This is a genomic window from Pseudomonas arcuscaelestis (assembly GCF_016881005.1).
GTDB lineage: Bacteria > Pseudomonadota > Gammaproteobacteria > Pseudomonadales > Pseudomonadaceae > Aquipseudomonas > Aquipseudomonas arcuscaelestis.
In genome coordinates, this window is the sequence record NZ_JACOPV010000002.1 from 446,920 (window position 1) to 464,019 (window position 17,100).

Sequence of the window (17,100 nt, forward strand, 5' to 3'; positions counted from 1 at the left end):
GGCGGGAACCGAACTAATTTTGGCCGGTAACGTAAGGCAGAATCCGGCCAGAAGCAGTCATTGAGAATGTCGCTTTAACAGTTTGTACCGGCGCTTAGCTAGCAGCTACGCTGTTCGATTTCATGGAGCACTGTAGATGCCTGTTTTTGAAATCTCACCGCTCGAAGCAATTGGCCCTGTGCGGCTTGGCGTATCTCGCACTATGGCAAGACAAGCAATGTCTGCGATTGGATTCCCACTCGAGCATTCCCATGATGGCGTTGATTATTTCTGCGAATCCTGCATGCAGCTTTCTTGCGGACCAAGCGATGATGTCTGGTTCATTGGTGTCTCCGGAAACCTGCATTTCACGTTCATGTTTAACGGGGTCGATGTTTTCGCGCTCTCTGCAACCGAAGTGTTTTCCCTGATGGCTGCTTCGGACGATTCCGGCCCACATGGTTTCACTTCATATGAATACTGCTTTCCAAACCAGATCCTCACACTGTGGGACGCTGATGAACAGTATGACCGCCAAGGAGGGGAGACCCGCGAGGTATGGGGTCAGGTTGGAATCGGCAATGACGCTTATTTGGCAGCCATTAGTGCCATCAAGAAAAATATGTAACTGGCTATCCCTTCGCTCTGAATGCGTTGTGTTAAAGGGCTGCTTTGGGTCGAAAGCAGCCGTTCGCGAGTGACTGGTTTCGACCCAAAGCAGACTCTCACAGCGCGATCTGTATAATTCTCCCGGTGCGTAGACCGGTGGAGCATTTGCCAAGTCGTCATCAGGCGGTCAGCGTTTGTAGATAGCATCGTCCGCTTTGATGTTCTTGTCTTAAATCCCAATCTCAACGACGGCAATTTTCTCCTGCTCTAGCAGAAGATGTACGTCATTTACCTATACCCTCCATAAGCAAAGGATGCTTGATGAGAACCCCACTACTCGCCCTGACCCTCGCATCGTTACTGAGCGCATGCGCCATCCCTTACGAGACCCCTGAAGCCCGTGCCAACATTGAACGCGATCTGAAGCTCAGCGAAGACGAAATCGTCACTATCACCGAAACCAACTGGTGCATATTTCCCTATGGTGACTTGCACCTGTGCAGAGCCACGCAAGGCCTGGGTGTGCTGACCAAAAGCACGCTAGTGCTGGCCTTGTACAAGAGCGGCGTCTATCAGCAAGCCGGAGTTATCAAATCAAGCGATGTGCAATGTGCCCACCTGCAAAGTGGCAGAGATGCAGCCGATACCTTTTACGTGTTCAGCGAACATTGGTCCGCCATGCTCGTGCCAGTTACCGTGGGGGGCGCCCTGGCCCTCGACAAGAAAGCCCAGTTCCTGAGCGTGCTGGTGCCCCCAGGCACTGAAAGCTTCACGGCTGCGCAAGGAAGTTTTATTCGGCCCACCGATCGTAAAAATTACTCGGCTGTGGCGGTCCCAGGTACCCACAGCTATGTAGGAACCAGCGCGAGTATCAACGAGATTTATAATCCGTGTACGCAGGGTAAGATCGCTAAGGGGCATCCTGAGTCCTGACTTCCCGAAGCCGGCCCTTTGCTGTTCCTGTCCGAAGGAAGGTTTTGTAAAGAACCTGTCTACGGCGCCGCTCTTGTAGGGACACCTTCAGGTAGTACAACCCGCTCATCCATGTCCAAAGCAAAATAGCGATTAGCACCAACGCCGTGTCCATGGCTCAATCTCCTTGCTACCTATACCAGCGGCCACGGCTGGTAAATGGGCTAAATGTAGGCGCAGGGTTCACCTTCTTGGCATCCGGTGTTTCGATTGCAGCTTTGAGTCAGAGGTAGTGGGTGGGGGAAAGCGGCGGGGCCTCGGATGAACCCCCGCGTTGTCTTCAAGGGGCTGAAGGTGCGTTGGCCAGCTTCGCATGGGTGGCCAGTTCTTCCGTAATGAACGCCGAAATCATCGCCCGGTAGACCTGCTCCACCACCTCAGCCGAGCCACCGGCTTCGTTAGCCAATTCACGCACCTTCCTGATCACCTGCTCGACCCGGGCCGGTGCACGCACATCATCGGTGGTTTTCTTGAAGGCTGCCGCTTGCGTCACCAGCCGCCCCCGTTTGGCGAGAAGCGAAACCAGGCTGCGGTCGATTTCATCAATCCCTTGACGGACTTCCTCCAGGGAGGTGCAACGTATATCCATTTGCGTGACTTCCATTTCATGAGCTTGCGATTGATTGGGGCAGACAGTTGCTTGTGATTCGGAGCTTGAGTGAAGCCTCTGGTGATTGTCCGCTTTGGGTCGATAACTACCGGTCGCAAACAGCGGGCTAGCTGATTTTGAATCGCCCCGAAGCAGAAGCTTAGGAGCGACTCACGACTATAGCTCTAGCCGGGTAGACTCAGGTGGAGCAAGGGGAATGGGCGGCCCTCGCCATCCAGCGGAGAGCGACCTGTTTGAACAAACCCGTAATGTAAATAGAACCCTACCGCGTCGGGGTTCTGTTCATTCACATCAACACTCATCTGACTGCGCGAACTGCGGGCATGATCCAGCAGCGCGCGGCCAATCCCTTTCCCTCGCAGATCGGGTTCGATGAAGAGCATCTCAACGTGGTTTTCATTGAGCCCAATAAACCCTAGCGGGCAGTCCTCGGCATCTACTGCAACCCATAATTCAACAGCAGGCAGGTAGATATCGCGAAGCTGCGGAAGCAGTGCCTCAATATCGGATTCTTGCAGGAAGTGATGAGTGGCGCGAACGGAGCGCAGCCAAATGTTAAGCAGTTGCGGATGGTCGGCATGAGTAGCCTGACGAATGATCATAGAATCACCCTTTACACTTGATATCGGAAATGAGGCACGCCAGTAGATAGCGACCGTATAAGTGTCGGCAACTTGTATGACCGCTTCGCGAGTTAACGCCTGAGCGGTTCACGGCAGAGGTAGCCGCAAAGGAGGGAGGAAGGACAATACGGGGAGGCATTTGGGGCGTCAATAAAAAATTACGGATGAAAGAGTGGAAGCATACTTGAGAGTTGGTCGTCGGACCGCTAGTGGCGTGCTGCGGAACGCCAGACACGGGTCATGTAATCATCAGGAGATTATGGTGACTGTAACCGAGCACTTACCATCATCTCCCGCTAAAGAGCTCCTGAGCTTGCCTATGGCAACTCGGCTAAGGCGCCCGCCGCAATTGACCACTATCGACCATTAGCAGCCATTCGTAACGAGTATCAATCGGCCAACAGGAGCCACTGGGATATTCGAGGCATCGCAATTGTCTAGCCAAAAGCAACGAGGACATGCAGGTTTAGGTACGCAGGAAAAAAGCTGGTACGCCGTGCAGGAGCCTGGCGTGTAGAAACGTATTTCTCGATTTTTTGCCCAGGCTATGACTGAGGTCATATCACAATTTCAGCGCGCTGCTAGGTTTGAAGCTCCCGAAACGTCCAAGTAGGGTGAGACTTCAGTCTTGTAACAACGGTTTTGTAGTTGGAGTATTCGCGTTGAGAACCTCGCATTGCATACTCGGAATTTTACTGATTACGGCACTCACGGTGCTGATAGAAGTACCTGTCGATACTTGGCTAACGTCAGCAACCCTTAGCCTGGTACTCGGGGCTACCGCCCTGGTTTACATGGCAGCTTCCTGCGTACTTGCCAGTCGCTGGGGAGTAGTTGAGAGTCTCTTTGGTGGCCTGGATCGCGTCTATGAGTCCCACAAGTGGCTCGGTATATGGGCGCTCGTGTTTGCCTCGTATCATTTCGTGTTCAAAGCGAATCTGGATGTTTGGAACAGTGTGCCTATCCTGGAACTACCCAAATATTGGACGCGACTGGTACGCCAGTTGAGCTATGTTGCACTGGGCCTAATCGTGCTGCTGGCGCTGAACCGCAACATTCCTTACCGCGTATGGCGGTGGTGGCACAAGCTTTCCGGCCCATTGTTCCTGATTGTGATTTTGCATTGGCTCAGTTTCAAATCACCGATCACCCTGCTCAGCCCTTCGGGTATCTGGTTGACGCTGCTCTGCGGGCTGGGTGTGCTCGCCGCCCTCTACAAGCTGGTGCTATACCCATTTGTTGCGCGCGCGGGCGAGTACCGGGTGACCGCTGTAAAGAGAGAAAAAAATGCACTGCATTTGACGCTGGAGCCGATCCATAAAGGATTTGACTTCAACGCTGGGCAGTTCGCATTTCTGGCCATGCAGCAAAAGGGCCTGCGCGAGCCACACCCCTTCACGATCGCTAGCGCCAACGGTCCGAATGGGCAAATTTCGTTCGTGATCAGAGGGCTGGGGGATTACACCAAAAAGCTCTGCGAGTGCGCCAAAGTCGGCATGTGCGCCACTATTTACGCCCCTTACGGTCGTTTTAAGCGCGCCTTTCAAGCCGAGCGGGAAATATGGGTCGGCGCAGGTGTGGGCATTTCGCCCTTCATTTCCTGGTTGCAAGACCCAGACGCAACAGACTTCGAAAAAGCGACGCTGGTTTATTGCTTCACGCCTTCACGCGCCTTCCCTCCGCCCGAAGAGTTGCAAGCCATGGCAGAGATGCGTGGGGCTCAATTTGTTGGTAATGCCGGGGGTGTCGAACAGTTGGCCGAAACGCTGCGCCAAGCGGTAGCTCAAACCAAACCACACAAGCTTCACGTAAGTTTTTGCGGCCCCAAAGGTTTACTGGAAAAGGTACAGGAGCTAATGGATATCAACCGGATCCCGAAAGAAAACCTGCACTTCGAACTTTTCGAATTCCGTTAAACCCGGCGTAACAGGCCTGAGCATGCGCCCAGGAGCGGGTGCTCAGGTCGCAGATATTCAATTTACGACCTGTACGGGTCGGCCGCGATGGCCCCATAGCGGCCCAGCACAATTTGAGCAAGCTGGCGAACGAAGGTGCGCACGTTGACGTTGTATCCACTGCTTCAGGCAAGCACGCGTGATCAGAAAACCACCGAGCGCTGACAGACCGACGTCGCCACGATCTTCCCGTGCTTAAGCACCATCAACCGTGTGGGCAGGTCGAGAATTACATCACTAACCGAATGTGTATCCAGCAACACCAAGTCAGCAAAGGCACCCGGCTCCAATCCATAATCCTTTAGCCTCAGCGCTTTCGCCGGATGGGTGGTGAGCATCGACAACACCGTGGCCTGGTCATCCGCCCCGCCAAGGTGGCAGGCCGGTATCGCCAATTGCGCGATGTTGAGCAAATCACCGGTGCCAAACGGGGTAAACGCATTGCGGATATTGTTGGTGGCAAGGCACACATTCACGCCGCCGTCACGCAGTGCCCGCACCGGCGTCAGGGTGCGGCGTACGTTGTGGCCGTCGCCGCGCGCACCGAGGTGCAAGTCGGTGGCGGGCAGGCACATGACGCTGATGCCGGCCTCACGAATCAAGGCAATAATCTCCCGCTGTTTGGGCGGTGGCACTGCGCTGAGGCTAGTCAGGTGACCAACACACACACGCCCTTGATAGCCTTCCTCGATAGTCTTGCGCGCGAGGTATTCAATGGTCATGTGCTCGGCGTTGTCGGCGAAATCCTGATGGAAGTCGATGTCCTTGCCGTAGCGCTTGGCCAGGTTGAATACGTAGTCGATGTGTTCATGGGCCGAGTCATCGTTGTAAGGAATACCGCCCACTACATCTGCGCCTTTCTCCATGGCCTCAACCATCATTGCTTGCATGCCCGGTAGTTTCAGAATCCCTTCCTGCGGGAAAGCCACCACTTGGATGTCGATTACATCACGCAGCTTATCGCGCAACTCCAGTACCACATCAAAGCCAGTGAAGCCTTGTACCGGATCGAATTCAGCGTGGGCTCGGACGTGGGTGGTGCCGGCCTGCACCAATGCACGTAGTGCTTGAGTCGAACGCTCGAAAATGTCGTCGCGAGTCAAAGTGGGTTTAAGCTGGGCGGTAACCGCTATCGCCTCTTTCAATGTGCCGGAGCGATTGGCCTTGCGGTGCATGATATTGGCTTTTTCCAGGTGCAGGTGCCCTTCGACAAAACCCGGGATCAGCACCTTGCCGTGCCCCTGGATTTCCTGCTTAGCTTGCGCTGAAATTGTCGGCGCAACTTCAATAATTTTGCCGTTGTGCACCGCTACGTCCATCAGTGGTTTTGTATCGTCGATGCGTACATTGCGAAAGATTAAATCCATGACGTTAGCTCTCTATATTGTTGCCCTCAGGCGCATCGAAAAAAAACTATGGGCAGCTCAACCGTTGGAACAGCCGTTACCCATCACTCGGTATTCAAGAATGTGCTTCTGGCCCTTGGAGTCTTCATAGGTCATACGCACGGGTACCACGGCGCAGACGTTCGGGACTTCACTGATGGAAATGACGTGGTCGATGTCCAGATGCTGGGAATAGCTGTATTGCTCAATCGGTAGCGGCTCATCGGCCATCGCCGCAGCACAAAAAACGCCGAATATCATTACAAGTAACGCTTTCAAGTTCAGATGCCTTCTTCCAGACTTCTAAGATGAAGCCCGGCAGCTATGCAGCGCCGGGCCCATGGGGCGAGCGATCAGAACGGTTTGGTCGGCAAGTACTTGCCATCCAAGGTGATCACCGCGCGGGAGCCGCCATCTGGATCATCGACCTTCTTGACATCCAGTTTGAAGTTGATGGCGCTGATGATGCCGTCGCCAAATTTCTCGTGAACCAGAGCCTTGAGCGTGGTGCCGTATACCTGAATCATTTCGTAGAAGCGGTAAACGGTAGGGTCGGTGGGAATGCCGTTGCCGATGCTGCCGCGTAGCGGGATGCTCTGCAGCAGGAGCGCGGCATCTGCGTCGAGACCCAGGATTTCGGCAACCACGTGGGCAGCGTTGGCCGGCAGTGGGTGTTGGCCGAGCAAGGCGGCGGTGACAAAGGCTTCGTGCAGGCCGGTGCCTTCGGCAATCTGAGCGAACGACAGGTCTTTGCGGGCCTTGGCCAAAAGGATGACTTCGGTCAGGGCAAGGCGAGCGTTTTGACTATTTTGTGACTGGATCATGGTGATATCTCCGTGGGTAGAAATCAGGGTTAGTGCGCAGTAGCGCAAGCGATAGGGTTTTCGGCCAGCGGCACGAATTTTTTGGTGCGGCTATCGAAGGCCTGGATGCAGCCGCTTTCGATGTCGTAGACCCAGCCATGTAACGTCACGCGTTTTTCTTCCAGTGCGAGGCGTACCGAGGGATGTGTTTGAATATTGGCTAACTGCGCGATGACGTTTTCACGCACCATCGAGGCGACTCTGGCCTGCTGGTCAACATGATTACGGGCCTCGTTGACCACCCGACCGGAATCGGCGTAGCGCAACCAGCCGGCCACGGCGGGCATGTGATCCAGGCAATTACAAGTGGCGATGGCGGTCATGGCGCCGCAGTCGGAATGCCCGCAGATCACGATGTCGCTGACTTTCAAGGCTGCGACGGCGTACTCCACCGAAGCGGACACACCGCCCGGCTCAGGGCCGTAGGACGGCACGATGTTGCCCGCGTTGCGGATGACGAACAGGTCGCCCGGTTCACGCTGCGTGACCAGCTCCGGCACCAACCGGCTGTCAGAGCAAGAGATGAATAACGCCCGTGGGCTCTGCTGGTTGGCCAGGTCTTTGAACAGACCGGCGCGTTCAGGAAAGGCTTTGCGCTGAAATTTAAGGAAACCGTCGATGATGTCTTGCATGGTTGACTCCGTTGGCTCGCTTTGCGATGAGGCAAAGGTTACGGAGTGCGTGTAATAAGGTAAAAGTCTGATATATGATCAAGCACATTAGATAATCTTATAGGCACAACCATGCTTGCGCGCCATATTCAGTATTTTCTAGCGGTCGCGGAACATCAGGGCTTTACCAGTGCGGCGGCGGCACTGCATGTTTCGCAGCCGGCGCTGTCGCAGCAAGTACGCCAGCTGGAGGAAAGCCTCGGCGCGCAGTTGTTTGATCGCTCAGGGCGCAAAACACGCCTGACTGATGCTGGGGAGGTTTACCTGCGTTATGCATTGCGGGCGGCGCAGGAGCTGCGCGAAGGCAAGCGCGCGATCCATGATGTGGGCGATTTAAGTCGAGGAACGCTGCGTATAGCGGTGACGCCAACCTTCACGACCTACCTGATTGGGCCGTTGGTGGAAGCCTTTCACTGCCGCTACCCCAACATCACGCTGAACGTGCATGAACTCGCCCAGGAACTCATGGAGAGCCTACTGCTGAAAGACGAACTGGATGTGGGGATTGCGTTTGATGAGGGGCATGCGCCAGACATCGAGGCCTATCCCCTGCTGGTTGAAACGCTTGCCTTGGTCGTTGGTAGCCAACATCCGTTGGCCGGCGCGCGGGCTATCGATCTGGAGACGCTGAATGCGCAATCGCTGATTCTACTCAGCAACGCGTTCGCCACCCGCGAGCAGATCGACCGTTACTGTAACCAACACGGCATCCGCCCGCGGGTGGTGATGGAGGCCAATGTGATTGGTGCGTTGATTGAGGTGGTTCGCAGAACCACGCTGTCGACCTTGCTGCCGGCCGCCATAGCGCGAGAGCACCCAGAGTTGGTGTCTGTTGAGTTAGGGCCGCATCGGTTAGAACGCACAGCGGTACTGATGCAGCGCAAGAATGTCTATCAATCCGCGGCTGCGCGGGCGTTTATGGCGCTGGCCAAGGAAGTGGCTGGAGGTCTAACCAACAAGGCAAATGAATAGCAGGAATACGAAGGGCTTTTATCGCGCCCGCGACCGCTTCTAAGTTGGGAAGCGCCCTCGAAGCGACAATGTCGAAGGGGTTGCTATCCCTGAGCTCACGAAATTTAACGCTCACACCGCATCAAGTACGGCGAGGTTTCGATACTGCCCTTTGAAATACAACAATGGCTGCCTTGCAGCTGCTGTTTGCAGTTTTAACGCCTTGACTTCCCCAATCACGATCAAGTGATCACCTGCAGCGTGCTCGGCGTGAATTTCGCAATCCAGCCAGTGCAGACTGCCAACAATGACCGGATTACCCAGCGGTGATTCCTGCCAGTCGACGCCGTGCCATTTGTCCGTGCCTCGCCGAGCGAACTGATTGGAGATATTGACCTGCTCGCCCGACAGGATATTGACCGCGAATCGACCTGCCTGGCGAATTTTGGGGTAGCTGGCCGAGGTGGACATCACGCTGAATGACACCAATGGCGGATTCATCGACACGCTAAAGAACGATTGGCAGGTGAAGCCTATCGCCTCGCCATCAACGTGTGACGAGATGACTGTAATACCGGATGCGTAGTGCCCGAGCGCTTCGCGAAAGCTCAAAGGCTCGATGGCATTACTAGGGAGTGACATGACAGATCCTAAAAAGTACGGATAACGTGAAGAAAGGCTGGAAGCCGCCCAATATTCAACCTGGCTGTCTGCAGCCTTCTCCAATTGTGAAAGCGGCTCAGCGCCCGTTCAGAAGCTCTTGGCGAATGATCTCTGCGCCGGCACTCAAGGCGTTCAGCTTGCCGCTGGCGACTCGACGAGGCAGAGGCGCCATACCGCAGTTGGTGCATGGGTAGAGCTTGTCGGCGTCCACGAACTGAAGTGCTTTTCGCAGGGTATTGGCGACTTCTTCGGGCGTTTCGATGGCATGGTTGGCCACGTCAATGGCACCGACCATCACCTTCTTACCTCGAATGAGTTCGATCAGATCCATGGGAACATGGGAGTTGTGACACTCCAGCGAGACGATGTCGATGTTGGATTTTTGCAGCTTGGGAAAGGCTTCTTCATACTGCCGCCACTCCGAGCCCAGCGACTTCTTCCAGTCGGTATTTGCTTTGATGCCATAGCCGTAGCAGATATGCACAGCGGTTTCGCATTTAAGCCCTTCAATCGCTCTTTCCAGCGTGGCAACACCCCAGTCATTGACCTCATCGAAAAACACGTTAAATGCAGGCTCATCGAACTGAATGATGTCGACCCCGGCAGCCTCCAGCTCTTTGGCTTCCTGGTTGAGAACCTTGGCAAACTCCCAGGCCAGTTTTTCACGGCTCTTGTAATGCGCATCGTAAAGGGTATCGATCATCGTCATCGGCCCTGGTAGGGCCCACTTGATAGGCTGTCCGGTTTGCTGCCGCAAAAATTTGGCGTCTTCAACAAAGACCGGCTTTTTCCGAGCGACGGCACCCACCACAGTCGGCACGCTCGCATCGTAACGATCACGAATCCTTACCGTCTCACGTTTTTCGAAATCAACGCCGTCCAGGTGTTCGATAAAGGTCGTTACGAAATGCTGACGAGTCTGCTCACCGTCGCTGACGATATCGATTCCGGCCAGCTGTTGTTCATGCAGCGACAGGCGCAGTGCATCTTGCTTGCCCTCAACCAGCTCATCACCTTGTAATTTCCAAGGTGACCAAAGGGTCTCAGGTTGAGCAAGCCAGGACGACTTGGGCAAGCTGCCAGCGGTAGAAGTGGGCAACAGTTTCTTCATGAAGGATGACCTTAGCTTTCAATTAATCAATGAGCGCAGCTAACAGACCACTGCTCAAGTGCGGCTTGATAGGGCTTAATAAATTGTTCTTCCGCAAACTTTCCTTGCTCTGTAGCCAGCCGACTACGCTCCTCTCGGTCATACACGATCAGCGTCAACGAGTAGTCCTGGTTCTTCAAGCTCGGCTGATAGACTTTTCCAGCCGCCGAGTTAGCGTTATAGATCTCCGGCCGGTAGATCTTCTGGAAGGTATCCATCGTGCTGATGGTGCCAATCAGCTCTAGGTTGGAGTAGTCACCCAGCAGATCGCCTGAAAAATAAAAGGCCAGCGGCGCAGCGCTGTTCGGCGGCATGAAATAGCGAACCTTCAAACCCATCTTCTTGAAATACTCATCCGTCAACGAGTACGCGTCCTGCTGGTACTCAAAGCCCAACACAGGATGCTGATTCTCGGTTCGATGGTAAGTTCTGGCGCTCGAAACGCTCAGGCAGATAACAGCCGGTTTGTTAAAGTGCGCCTTGTAGGCACTTGAATTGACAAAGCACTTGAATAGCTTCCCGTGCAAATCGCCAAAGTCGTCTGGCGTGCTGAACCCGGCCTGGTTCTTGTTGTGCTCCATCAACCGCACACTGAAATCATAGTCTCGTACGTAGGAAGAGAAATTATTACCAACGATGCCGTTGATACGCTCCCCGGTTTTTCGATCAACAACCGTTGTCTTCAACACTTCGATCAGAGGGATAGCATGGCCTCGGCTTTGCGCATCGATTTTCATTTCAGCGGAAATGATGTCCAGCTCGACCGTGTAACGATCACCTTTGGGGTTGTCCCAGTGCGCCAGAGCATTGAAGCGGTTGTCTATCATCTTCAGCGTATTGCGCAGATTATTTTCACGGCTCGCCCCTCTGGCCAAATTGGCAAAGTTAGTCGTGATTCGGGTACTGTCCGAGGGAGCGTAGTTCTCATCAAAGCAGATGCTCTTGATAGAGAAGGTGAATTCCTTGTTCATCGTGTGCGCCACCCTATTCTTCGTGCCAGATCTGAATGAGCCGGTTGCATTTCAGATGTGGCCAACGTTCTGTTTTCTCCCGTGGCAGCCTTTAGGTTACCTATCGTGAAGAGCAGCCCGTATTTTATGGGGTGTACCTGCATGAACAAAAACGAATTGATTTCAACGGAACATTAGACGCGTTCATGATCGAAGGAAGGATCAGCGCCAAGGGCTATCGCCAGAAAGGCTTCCACTATGCAGCTCACAGCCTCAGGGTTGATTCAGCTAATGCCACAGCAATGATTGCCGCAGCAGCAGCGCAAAAAACGTTTATTACTTGAGCTTTTTATCGGGCAGTGGCGCCGTATGAATCTCGTCAAACATAGCGGTTGCTACTGAAGCCGCATAAACAATGTATTTCACATCGCTCGCTTCACTCTTGACTTCATAAATCTCACACAGAAGGCTTCTTTTGTCCTTCGGCAACGCTACGGGCGACCAGGACGAAGGGCTCTTGAAATTATACTCAGGGCCTTTATACGTTAAAGACCTTATGCCCACAACCATACGCTTATATTGTTGCCTGTCAGATCTTTTGGAGTTTTCGTAGCTACCTCTAAATGATTCTAGAGAGCCAGACACAACATCCACGCACGCCTTGTCTAATGCAGTCTCATAATCAGCAGCCGCATAGGTTCCAACGGCCCCATGATTAGCATAAAACTTTGCACGCGACGACACGTTCTCTTCTGGATATTTTCGGTCGTACTTATCACCCTCGAAGTAATATTCGATGTACCCGCGGGAAAGATCTACCCGCTCATATCTATTTCGCTTTTCTACCACTTCATTGAAAGCATACCAGCGCTGCTCAATTAGCGTATGCTCGACTTCCAATGCGTTCGCGGAAACCTTCAAGGAAAGCGCAGAACCAAACAAGACAGCTGCAATCAAAATACTTTTCATGAATCAATCCAACGCATGTTTTTTAATTTAACTTTATTACAATCAGTACACAATAACGTTATAACTTAATCTCATATTACAACTGCAGACCCGCCAACCCCTCCAACTCCACATATTCAATGCGGTGCCGTCCATTGTTTTTAGCGGCATAAAGCTGCTGGTCTACGGCTTTGATGAAGTCTGTAGGCTTTTCCCGCTCTCCTGGCACGACCGAGCCCGCGCCTATGCTGACAGTGACGCGGTGGCCATGTGGAGATAGCGCATGCACGATGGACTGCTTCTGAATCAACCGCTGGCAGCGGTCAGCCACTTTACGCGCCACCTCGGCATCGGCTTCGGGCAGCAGCACGATAAACTCTTCGCCGCCAAAGCGAGCCACTAAATCGCGAGGGCCGTCCAATGCCAAACTCAGCGTCTGGGCAATCGCTATCAAACATTTGTCGCCTTGAATATGCCCGTACAAATCGTTGTACTGCTTGAAAAAATCGACGTCCAACAACAGCAGAGACAGTGGTTGGCGCTCGCGACGCGCACGCTCCCACTCCAATTCGAAACAGCTATCGAAGCGGCGGCGGTTGGCAATGTTGGTCAACCCGTCCTTGAACGAAAGTACCTCTAGCTCTTTCTGCAAGCTCAGCAATTGGTCCTCGGTCTTCTTGCGTTCGCTGATGTCGAACATAAAACCGATCAGTGCTTCGACCTCGCCCCTGTCATTGCGTACCACGTGCACAACGTCGCGAATCCACACATAGCCATTGTCCTTGGTCAGCGCTCGGTAGTCTGCCTCATGGTCAATACCAGCCTGGGATTGTGTCACGCAGAAATTCACCACATATTCGCGATCTTCTGGATGCATGCGCATAGCCCAGTCTTCCACGCTCACCCAACTTTCAGGACTCCAGCCCAGCAACGTTTCGATCTGAGGGCCGATATAAGCGAATTTCATCGAGGCCCAATCAATCTTCCACGGAATCGCCTTGGTCGACTCCAGCAAGGCTCTGTACACCTCACTGTCATTGATAAACTCGCTCACATCGGACATACACAATAGCCCTCAGGTCCCTATCAGTAATCCACTTTAGTCCCGAGCAGTCAGCCGTGCAGACCTACCGAGCGACTGTCGCTGGCCATTAGCGCCCCTCCACGATAGGTCGCTATGAGTCGGACGCGGCCAAAAGTGAGCGTTCAAACATGAATTGCTTCTACCCTGTTTCGCCCCGACGACTTGCCTTTGTAAAGCGCGTGATCGGCCCGTGCAATGGTATTGCTCAGCGCCTCGTCTGCACGGTATTGGGTGATGCCGATAGACAGTGTCACCTGGATTTTCTTGCCGTGGCTGTCAATCTCCAGCACCTGGATTGCCTTGCGCAGGCGCTCAGCGCTTTCCGCCGCCTGCTCAAGATCAGTGTCCGGCAGCACCCCAAGAAACTCTTCACCGCCCCAGCGACCAATAAAGTCCTGTTCGCGCATTGCGCTTTGCAAGTGTTGGCTTACAGCGATGAGTACTCGATCACCGATATCGTGTCCGTGCTCATCATTGATCTGTTTGAAGTGATCAATATCCAACAACATCAAGGTGAGGTCTGTGGGGTGCCTATGGTGGCGTGCCAGCACCTTCTCGGTCAGGGCAATGATCTGCCGGCGATTGAGCAAGCCGGTCAACGAGTCTGTCGTTGCCATCCGCGACAGTTTTGTGTGCGCGCGATTTACCGTGATCACATAGAACAACGCAAGATAGCTGAACATGAAGAACACCACGGTCAGGTTGAAAATATTCACACCCAACAAGGCGTTCGAGGGGATGGGTTGCAACGGTTGCACATACCACATGAGTACATGCAGTCCCGCGTAGTAGACCCACAAACATCCAGCGAGGATCCATGCGATGCGGGCGCGCGTGCTGACGAACAGCGCTGGAATGAACATCAGCAAATAATAGTGAAAGCCACTTTCCCAACCAATCAGCACCGTGCCCAGGCCTGCATGCACAAGCACTTCGGTTTGAATCAACACGAAGCCAAGCCGATTGCGCCGCTGGGTAAGCGCACGATAGGCGCTCACATACATGGCCACGCTGATCACGTTTATCCAGGCCAGAATGGGGGAGTCAAGCGTAAGAAAAATAAAGAAAAAGGCGACATCAACGCTCCCCGCCAATAAGCAGCAACGCATTGAAAGTTGCCAAAACCCGGGACGAGCGTCGACTTTGTAAGGGCTATGTGAATGCATTGCTTGCATGTCTTTTGCTTCCTTGCGGCCCGCTTATGAGTTCCACTCTTCAGGTGTTTACTAATCGCTGGCAGTCCAGGCGTACAAAAAGACTGACACCAAGCTTGCGCTCTACACGGTACGAGACGCCGCCCCCATTGTCTACTGGCTAAAGGCCGTTATGAGCCCGCTCGAGCCATTCATTTCGTGTGATTTCCCATATTTCTACCTGCATGGGCCCAGAGACAAAATGACCCTCTCGCCCCCCTACCATACGCATTCCCTCGTGCTCCGATACTTTTCGTGATGCGATGTTGTCGACGGCCTTGGGCACCTGCATAAGCGGACGCGACAGTGTTTCGAACCAGTAAGCGTTAATGATCTTGCACGCCTCCCGCATGTAGCCATTGCCCCACCACTGTGGTGCAAGCCAGAAGCCTCTGTTGTTCCCAGACTGTTCGTACAGACTGATACTTCCAATGCAACGCCCGGGTTGGCTTTTGGTTCGGATCATCCAATGCCACTCGCGGCCCGCAGCCATCGCTGGCAGGGCAACATCACGCACATACACGAGCGCTCCGTTATCCGGATACGGCCAAGGCACACGACTATCGAGATAACGAACAACCTCCCATTGCGCAAACAGCTCCTGTATTTCAGCTGCATCGTCTAGTTGCAAGGGCGTGAGAATCAGGCGATCGGTGAGCAACGTTGGAAGGCAATCCATAGCATTCATTCCTGTGCAGGTGGCGTAAAGGTTTTGTGGCCTGCCGGTTCGGCTTCAAATGCCAGCGAGGCCTGGAGCTGCCCCCTTGAAGTCATTGAATATCCATCACCATCTCATGCCACGACATACCGCCGTGATCGGACGCCGAAGGCTGTACATACCGGTATCCCATACGCGCGTAAAGCGCCACGTGACGCTCCTTGCACATCAAATGGATGGATCGTTTGCCTTTGGCCCGCATGCTTTGAATAAAGGTGCGCATCATTAATGAGGCGTAGCCTTTACCTTGGTGAGCCGGGTCTATCACAACCGACATGATAACCACGTTGGGTGCCTCGCTATCGTGCCCAATCAACTCCTTGAAGGCTTCGTCGGACATCACGACCTTGTGAGCGCAACCACAGTTGATGAAACCAATGACCTGGCCGCCAAGCTCCATGATCTGGAAGCCTTGGGAATATTGCTCGATTCGAATGGCGATTTTTTCCCTGGTCGCCGCCTCATCGCCTTCGTAGGCCTCGGTCTCGATCTGGAAGCAGCGATCGGTATCTTGTGCAGTCGCATTTCGGAAGATGGGCGTTGTCATGGCGGTCTCGATTGAAATACGAACAACATAATAGAAATAACTCGCTTCAGTCCCGTTTTCTTTCGGGGTACAGCGTTACAGTTTGGCCATGCGGCCCAGTTCTTACGCGCCTCATGCCTGTTATACACTGCACAGGGGTGCGCGGTTGTCCATCCACCTCTGGCTATTACATCCGGTTATTAACCCTTGCGAGGGAAAATGCCATGAGTGATACAAAGTCTCCTGTCAGCCTGAATGAAGACGTTTGTGTTCATATTTTTACTGCCTCCGCCGCGATGGTGGGCGTCTGCATTACGGTTATCGGGATTTTTCAAGTGGTCAGCACATTGAGAAGTGAGGACTCTCTGGGCGATGACTTTCTTGCGATTAATGCCATTTTGTACTTGATCACAACACTGTTGTCGTACTGGGCCTTACGCACGCGAAAGTTGAACCGAAATCACATGCTGGAAAAATTGATCGACGGCCTGTTTCTTACGGCCCTGACCTGCACCACGGGAATTGCGGGCTTTATCACGTGGGCCATCACGATGAAGTAAACCTAAATTGCACCATCGTCCGCCACGGAGGGCGTAGCGGCCGTACCTGCCAACAGGCCACCATCGATATTGAACTCGCTGCCGGTGATGTACGTCGCTTCATCTGAGGCGAGCAAGACTGCCGGTTTGATGCACGCGCCGCGCGCAGCAGCCTAGCCCCGAGATGTCGACTCGACAACGCACCCTGTCTGAAGATGGCGAAGCGCAGATACACCACTACACTTGCCGCTGATCAATGAACCACCGCTTGACGCTTTTACAATGCCTGCACCACATAGACCCGATATCCAACTCAGGAATAACCCGCTGGCAACAGCAGTTGCGAAGGAGTGGAACGCATTATTGCCACGCGACCTACCCAATGGCACTAAAACGGGAATAGATATTATGAGTGGCTATAACGCAGTGTTAGCAAGAAACACCGATAATGCCCCGAAAAGTATTGGCCCTTATTCACAAACCACCGCGTTTTCTCATTACAACAATCTTTCAGCTCAGTTACCGATCGATCCAGCCAGCGGCAACCTGGTCACCGGCGGTGTACAGGTGCAGGCAGAGCAATGGGCGGCCTCAAGGAGCAAGTGCAACACCTGATGTAAGGTGTTGTCATGTCTACCCAATACAGTCACCTGAGTACCGAGGAGCGCGTCACCATCATGGTGATGCTATTTCAACGGCAGACGCTACGAA

General features: G+C 53.6%; 21 protein-coding genes and 2 pseudogenes. 8 read left to right on the forward strand and 15 right to left on the reverse strand.

All coding sequences use genetic code 11. The annotated features are described in order from the left end of the window. The first annotated feature begins 136 nt into the window (after positions 1–136). The 3 genes and pseudogenes from H8F21_RS04275 to H8F21_RS29480 form a co-directional block, all read left to right on the forward strand. Positions 137–607, forward strand: a complete 471-nt coding sequence (locus H8F21_RS04275; protein WP_203482300.1) for a hypothetical protein — start codon at positions 137–139, stop codon at positions 605–607. 302 nt (positions 608–909) lie between these two features. Beyond that, the gene (locus tag H8F21_RS04280) at positions 910–1,521 is read left to right on the forward strand and encodes a hypothetical protein (protein WP_203482301.1); all 612 of its coding nucleotides are present in this window, start codon (positions 910–912) and stop codon (positions 1,519–1,521) included. A gap of 170 nt (positions 1,522–1,691) precedes the next feature. Next, positions 1,692–1,793, forward strand: a pseudogene (locus tag H8F21_RS29480) (LysE family translocator); the annotation flags it as partial. 47 nt (positions 1,794–1,840) lie between these two features. Here H8F21_RS29480 and H8F21_RS04285 read toward each other — a convergent pair. Together H8F21_RS04285 and H8F21_RS04290 are read right to left on the reverse strand one after the other, a co-directional pair. Further along, a complete protein-coding gene (locus H8F21_RS04285) occupies positions 1,841–2,149 on the reverse strand; it encodes a chorismate mutase (RefSeq protein WP_203482302.1) in 309 nt (102 codons plus the stop codon). Between the two features lie 185 nt (positions 2,150–2,334). Then, positions 2,335–2,772, reverse strand: a complete 438-nt coding sequence (locus H8F21_RS04290; RefSeq protein WP_203478323.1) for an acetyltransferase — start codon at positions 2,770–2,772, stop codon at positions 2,335–2,337. Between the two features lie 683 nt (positions 2,773–3,455). Here H8F21_RS04290 and H8F21_RS04295 point away from each other — a divergent pair. Beyond that, positions 3,456–4,709, forward strand: a complete 1,254-nt coding sequence (locus H8F21_RS04295; protein WP_203478324.1) for a ferredoxin reductase family protein — start codon at positions 3,456–3,458, stop codon at positions 4,707–4,709. Between the two features lie 182 nt (positions 4,710–4,891). Here the strand turns inward: H8F21_RS04295 and H8F21_RS04300 are convergent, their stop codons facing one another. The 4 genes from H8F21_RS04300 to H8F21_RS04315 all read right to left on the reverse strand — a co-directional run bounded on the left by H8F21_RS04300 (position 4,892) and on the right by H8F21_RS04315 (position 7,628). After that, a complete protein-coding gene (locus H8F21_RS04300) occupies positions 4,892–6,115 on the reverse strand; it encodes an amidohydrolase family protein (RefSeq protein ID WP_203478325.1) in 1,224 nt (407 codons plus the stop codon). 57 nt (positions 6,116–6,172) lie between these two features. After that, positions 6,173–6,412, reverse strand: coding sequence for a DUF2790 domain-containing protein (locus H8F21_RS04305; RefSeq protein ID WP_203478326.1), 240 nt, complete (start codon positions 6,410–6,412; stop codon positions 6,173–6,175). Positions 6,413–6,486: 74 nt separating this feature from the next. Next, positions 6,487–6,957, reverse strand: coding sequence for a cyanase (gene cynS / locus H8F21_RS04310; protein ID WP_203478327.1), 471 nt, complete (start codon positions 6,955–6,957; stop codon positions 6,487–6,489). 29 nt (positions 6,958–6,986) lie between these two features. After that, a complete protein-coding gene (locus H8F21_RS04315) occupies positions 6,987–7,628 on the reverse strand; it encodes a carbonic anhydrase (RefSeq protein ID WP_203478329.1) in 642 nt (213 codons plus the stop codon). 111 nt (positions 7,629–7,739) lie between these two features. Between H8F21_RS04315 and cynR the strand changes: the two genes are divergently transcribed. Next, positions 7,740–8,639 (forward strand): transcriptional regulator CynR, encoded by a 900-nt coding sequence (cynR, locus tag H8F21_RS04320; protein WP_203478331.1) that lies wholly within the window; start codon positions 7,740–7,742, stop codon positions 8,637–8,639. A 111-nt stretch (positions 8,640–8,750) separates the two neighbouring features. On the opposite strand, the gene H8F21_RS04325 is transcribed toward cynR, so the two are convergent. The 3 genes from H8F21_RS04325 to H8F21_RS04335 form a co-directional block, all read right to left on the reverse strand. Beyond that, entirely contained in the window at positions 8,751–9,260 is a 510-nt protein-coding gene (locus tag H8F21_RS04325; RefSeq protein ID WP_203478620.1) for a flavin reductase family protein, read from the reverse strand. A gap of 97 nt (positions 9,261–9,357) precedes the next feature. Beyond that, entirely contained in the window at positions 9,358–10,392 is a 1,035-nt protein-coding gene (locus H8F21_RS04330; RefSeq protein ID WP_203584074.1) for a methionine synthase, read from the reverse strand. A gap of 26 nt (positions 10,393–10,418) precedes the next feature. Beyond that, entirely contained in the window at positions 10,419–11,402 is a 984-nt protein-coding gene (locus H8F21_RS04335; protein WP_203584075.1) for a DUF1852 domain-containing protein, read from the reverse strand. Positions 11,403–11,533: 131 nt separating this feature from the next. On the opposite strand from H8F21_RS04335, the gene H8F21_RS04340 reads away from it, so the two are divergent. Then, on the forward strand, positions 11,534–11,725 hold the full coding sequence (locus H8F21_RS04340) for a hypothetical protein (protein WP_136475773.1): 192 nt from the start codon (positions 11,534–11,536) through the stop codon (positions 11,723–11,725). On the opposite strand, the gene H8F21_RS04345 is transcribed toward H8F21_RS04340, so the two are convergent. The 5 genes from H8F21_RS04345 to H8F21_RS04365 all read right to left on the reverse strand — a co-directional run bounded on the left by H8F21_RS04345 (position 11,718) and on the right by H8F21_RS04365 (position 15,871). After that, positions 11,718–12,350: a hypothetical protein gene (locus tag H8F21_RS04345; protein ID WP_203478337.1), complete on the reverse strand. Its 633-nt coding sequence runs from the start codon at positions 12,348–12,350 to the stop codon at positions 11,718–11,720. The genes H8F21_RS04340 and H8F21_RS04345 overlap by 8 nt on opposite strands. Before the next feature lie 76 nt (positions 12,351–12,426). Next, positions 12,427–13,392 (reverse strand): sensor domain-containing diguanylate cyclase, encoded by a 966-nt coding sequence (locus H8F21_RS04350; RefSeq protein ID WP_203478339.1) that lies wholly within the window; start codon positions 13,390–13,392, stop codon positions 12,427–12,429. A gap of 143 nt (positions 13,393–13,535) precedes the next feature. Beyond that, entirely contained in the window at positions 13,536–14,432 is an 897-nt protein-coding gene (locus tag H8F21_RS04355; protein WP_203584076.1) for a GGDEF domain-containing protein, read from the reverse strand. 295 nt (positions 14,433–14,727) lie between these two features. Continuing rightward, the gene (locus H8F21_RS04360; RefSeq protein WP_203478341.1) at positions 14,728–15,285 is read right to left on the reverse strand and encodes a GNAT family N-acetyltransferase; all 558 of its coding nucleotides are present in this window, start codon (positions 15,283–15,285) and stop codon (positions 14,728–14,730) included. 91 nt (positions 15,286–15,376) lie between these two features. Further along, positions 15,377–15,871: a GNAT family N-acetyltransferase gene (locus H8F21_RS04365; RefSeq protein ID WP_203478342.1), complete on the reverse strand. Its 495-nt coding sequence runs from the start codon at positions 15,869–15,871 to the stop codon at positions 15,377–15,379. Positions 15,872–16,074: 203 nt separating this feature from the next. Here H8F21_RS04365 and H8F21_RS04370 point away from each other — a divergent pair, with 203 nt between their 5' ends. Then, complete coding sequence (locus tag H8F21_RS04370) at positions 16,075–16,410, forward strand: hypothetical protein (RefSeq protein WP_203478344.1); 336 nt, start codon at positions 16,075–16,077, stop codon at positions 16,408–16,410. A gap of 2 nt (positions 16,411–16,412) precedes the next feature. Here H8F21_RS04370 and H8F21_RS29485 read toward each other — a convergent pair. Continuing rightward, a pseudogene (locus tag H8F21_RS29485) lies at positions 16,413–16,532 on the reverse strand (short-chain dehydrogenase); the annotation flags it as partial. 100 nt (positions 16,533–16,632) lie between these two features. Here H8F21_RS29485 and H8F21_RS29490 point away from each other — a divergent pair. Next, on the forward strand, positions 16,633–17,004 hold the full coding sequence (locus H8F21_RS29490) for a RidA family protein (RefSeq protein WP_236042871.1): 372 nt from the start codon (positions 16,633–16,635) through the stop codon (positions 17,002–17,004). The last annotated feature ends 96 nt before the right edge of the window (positions 17,005–17,100 follow it).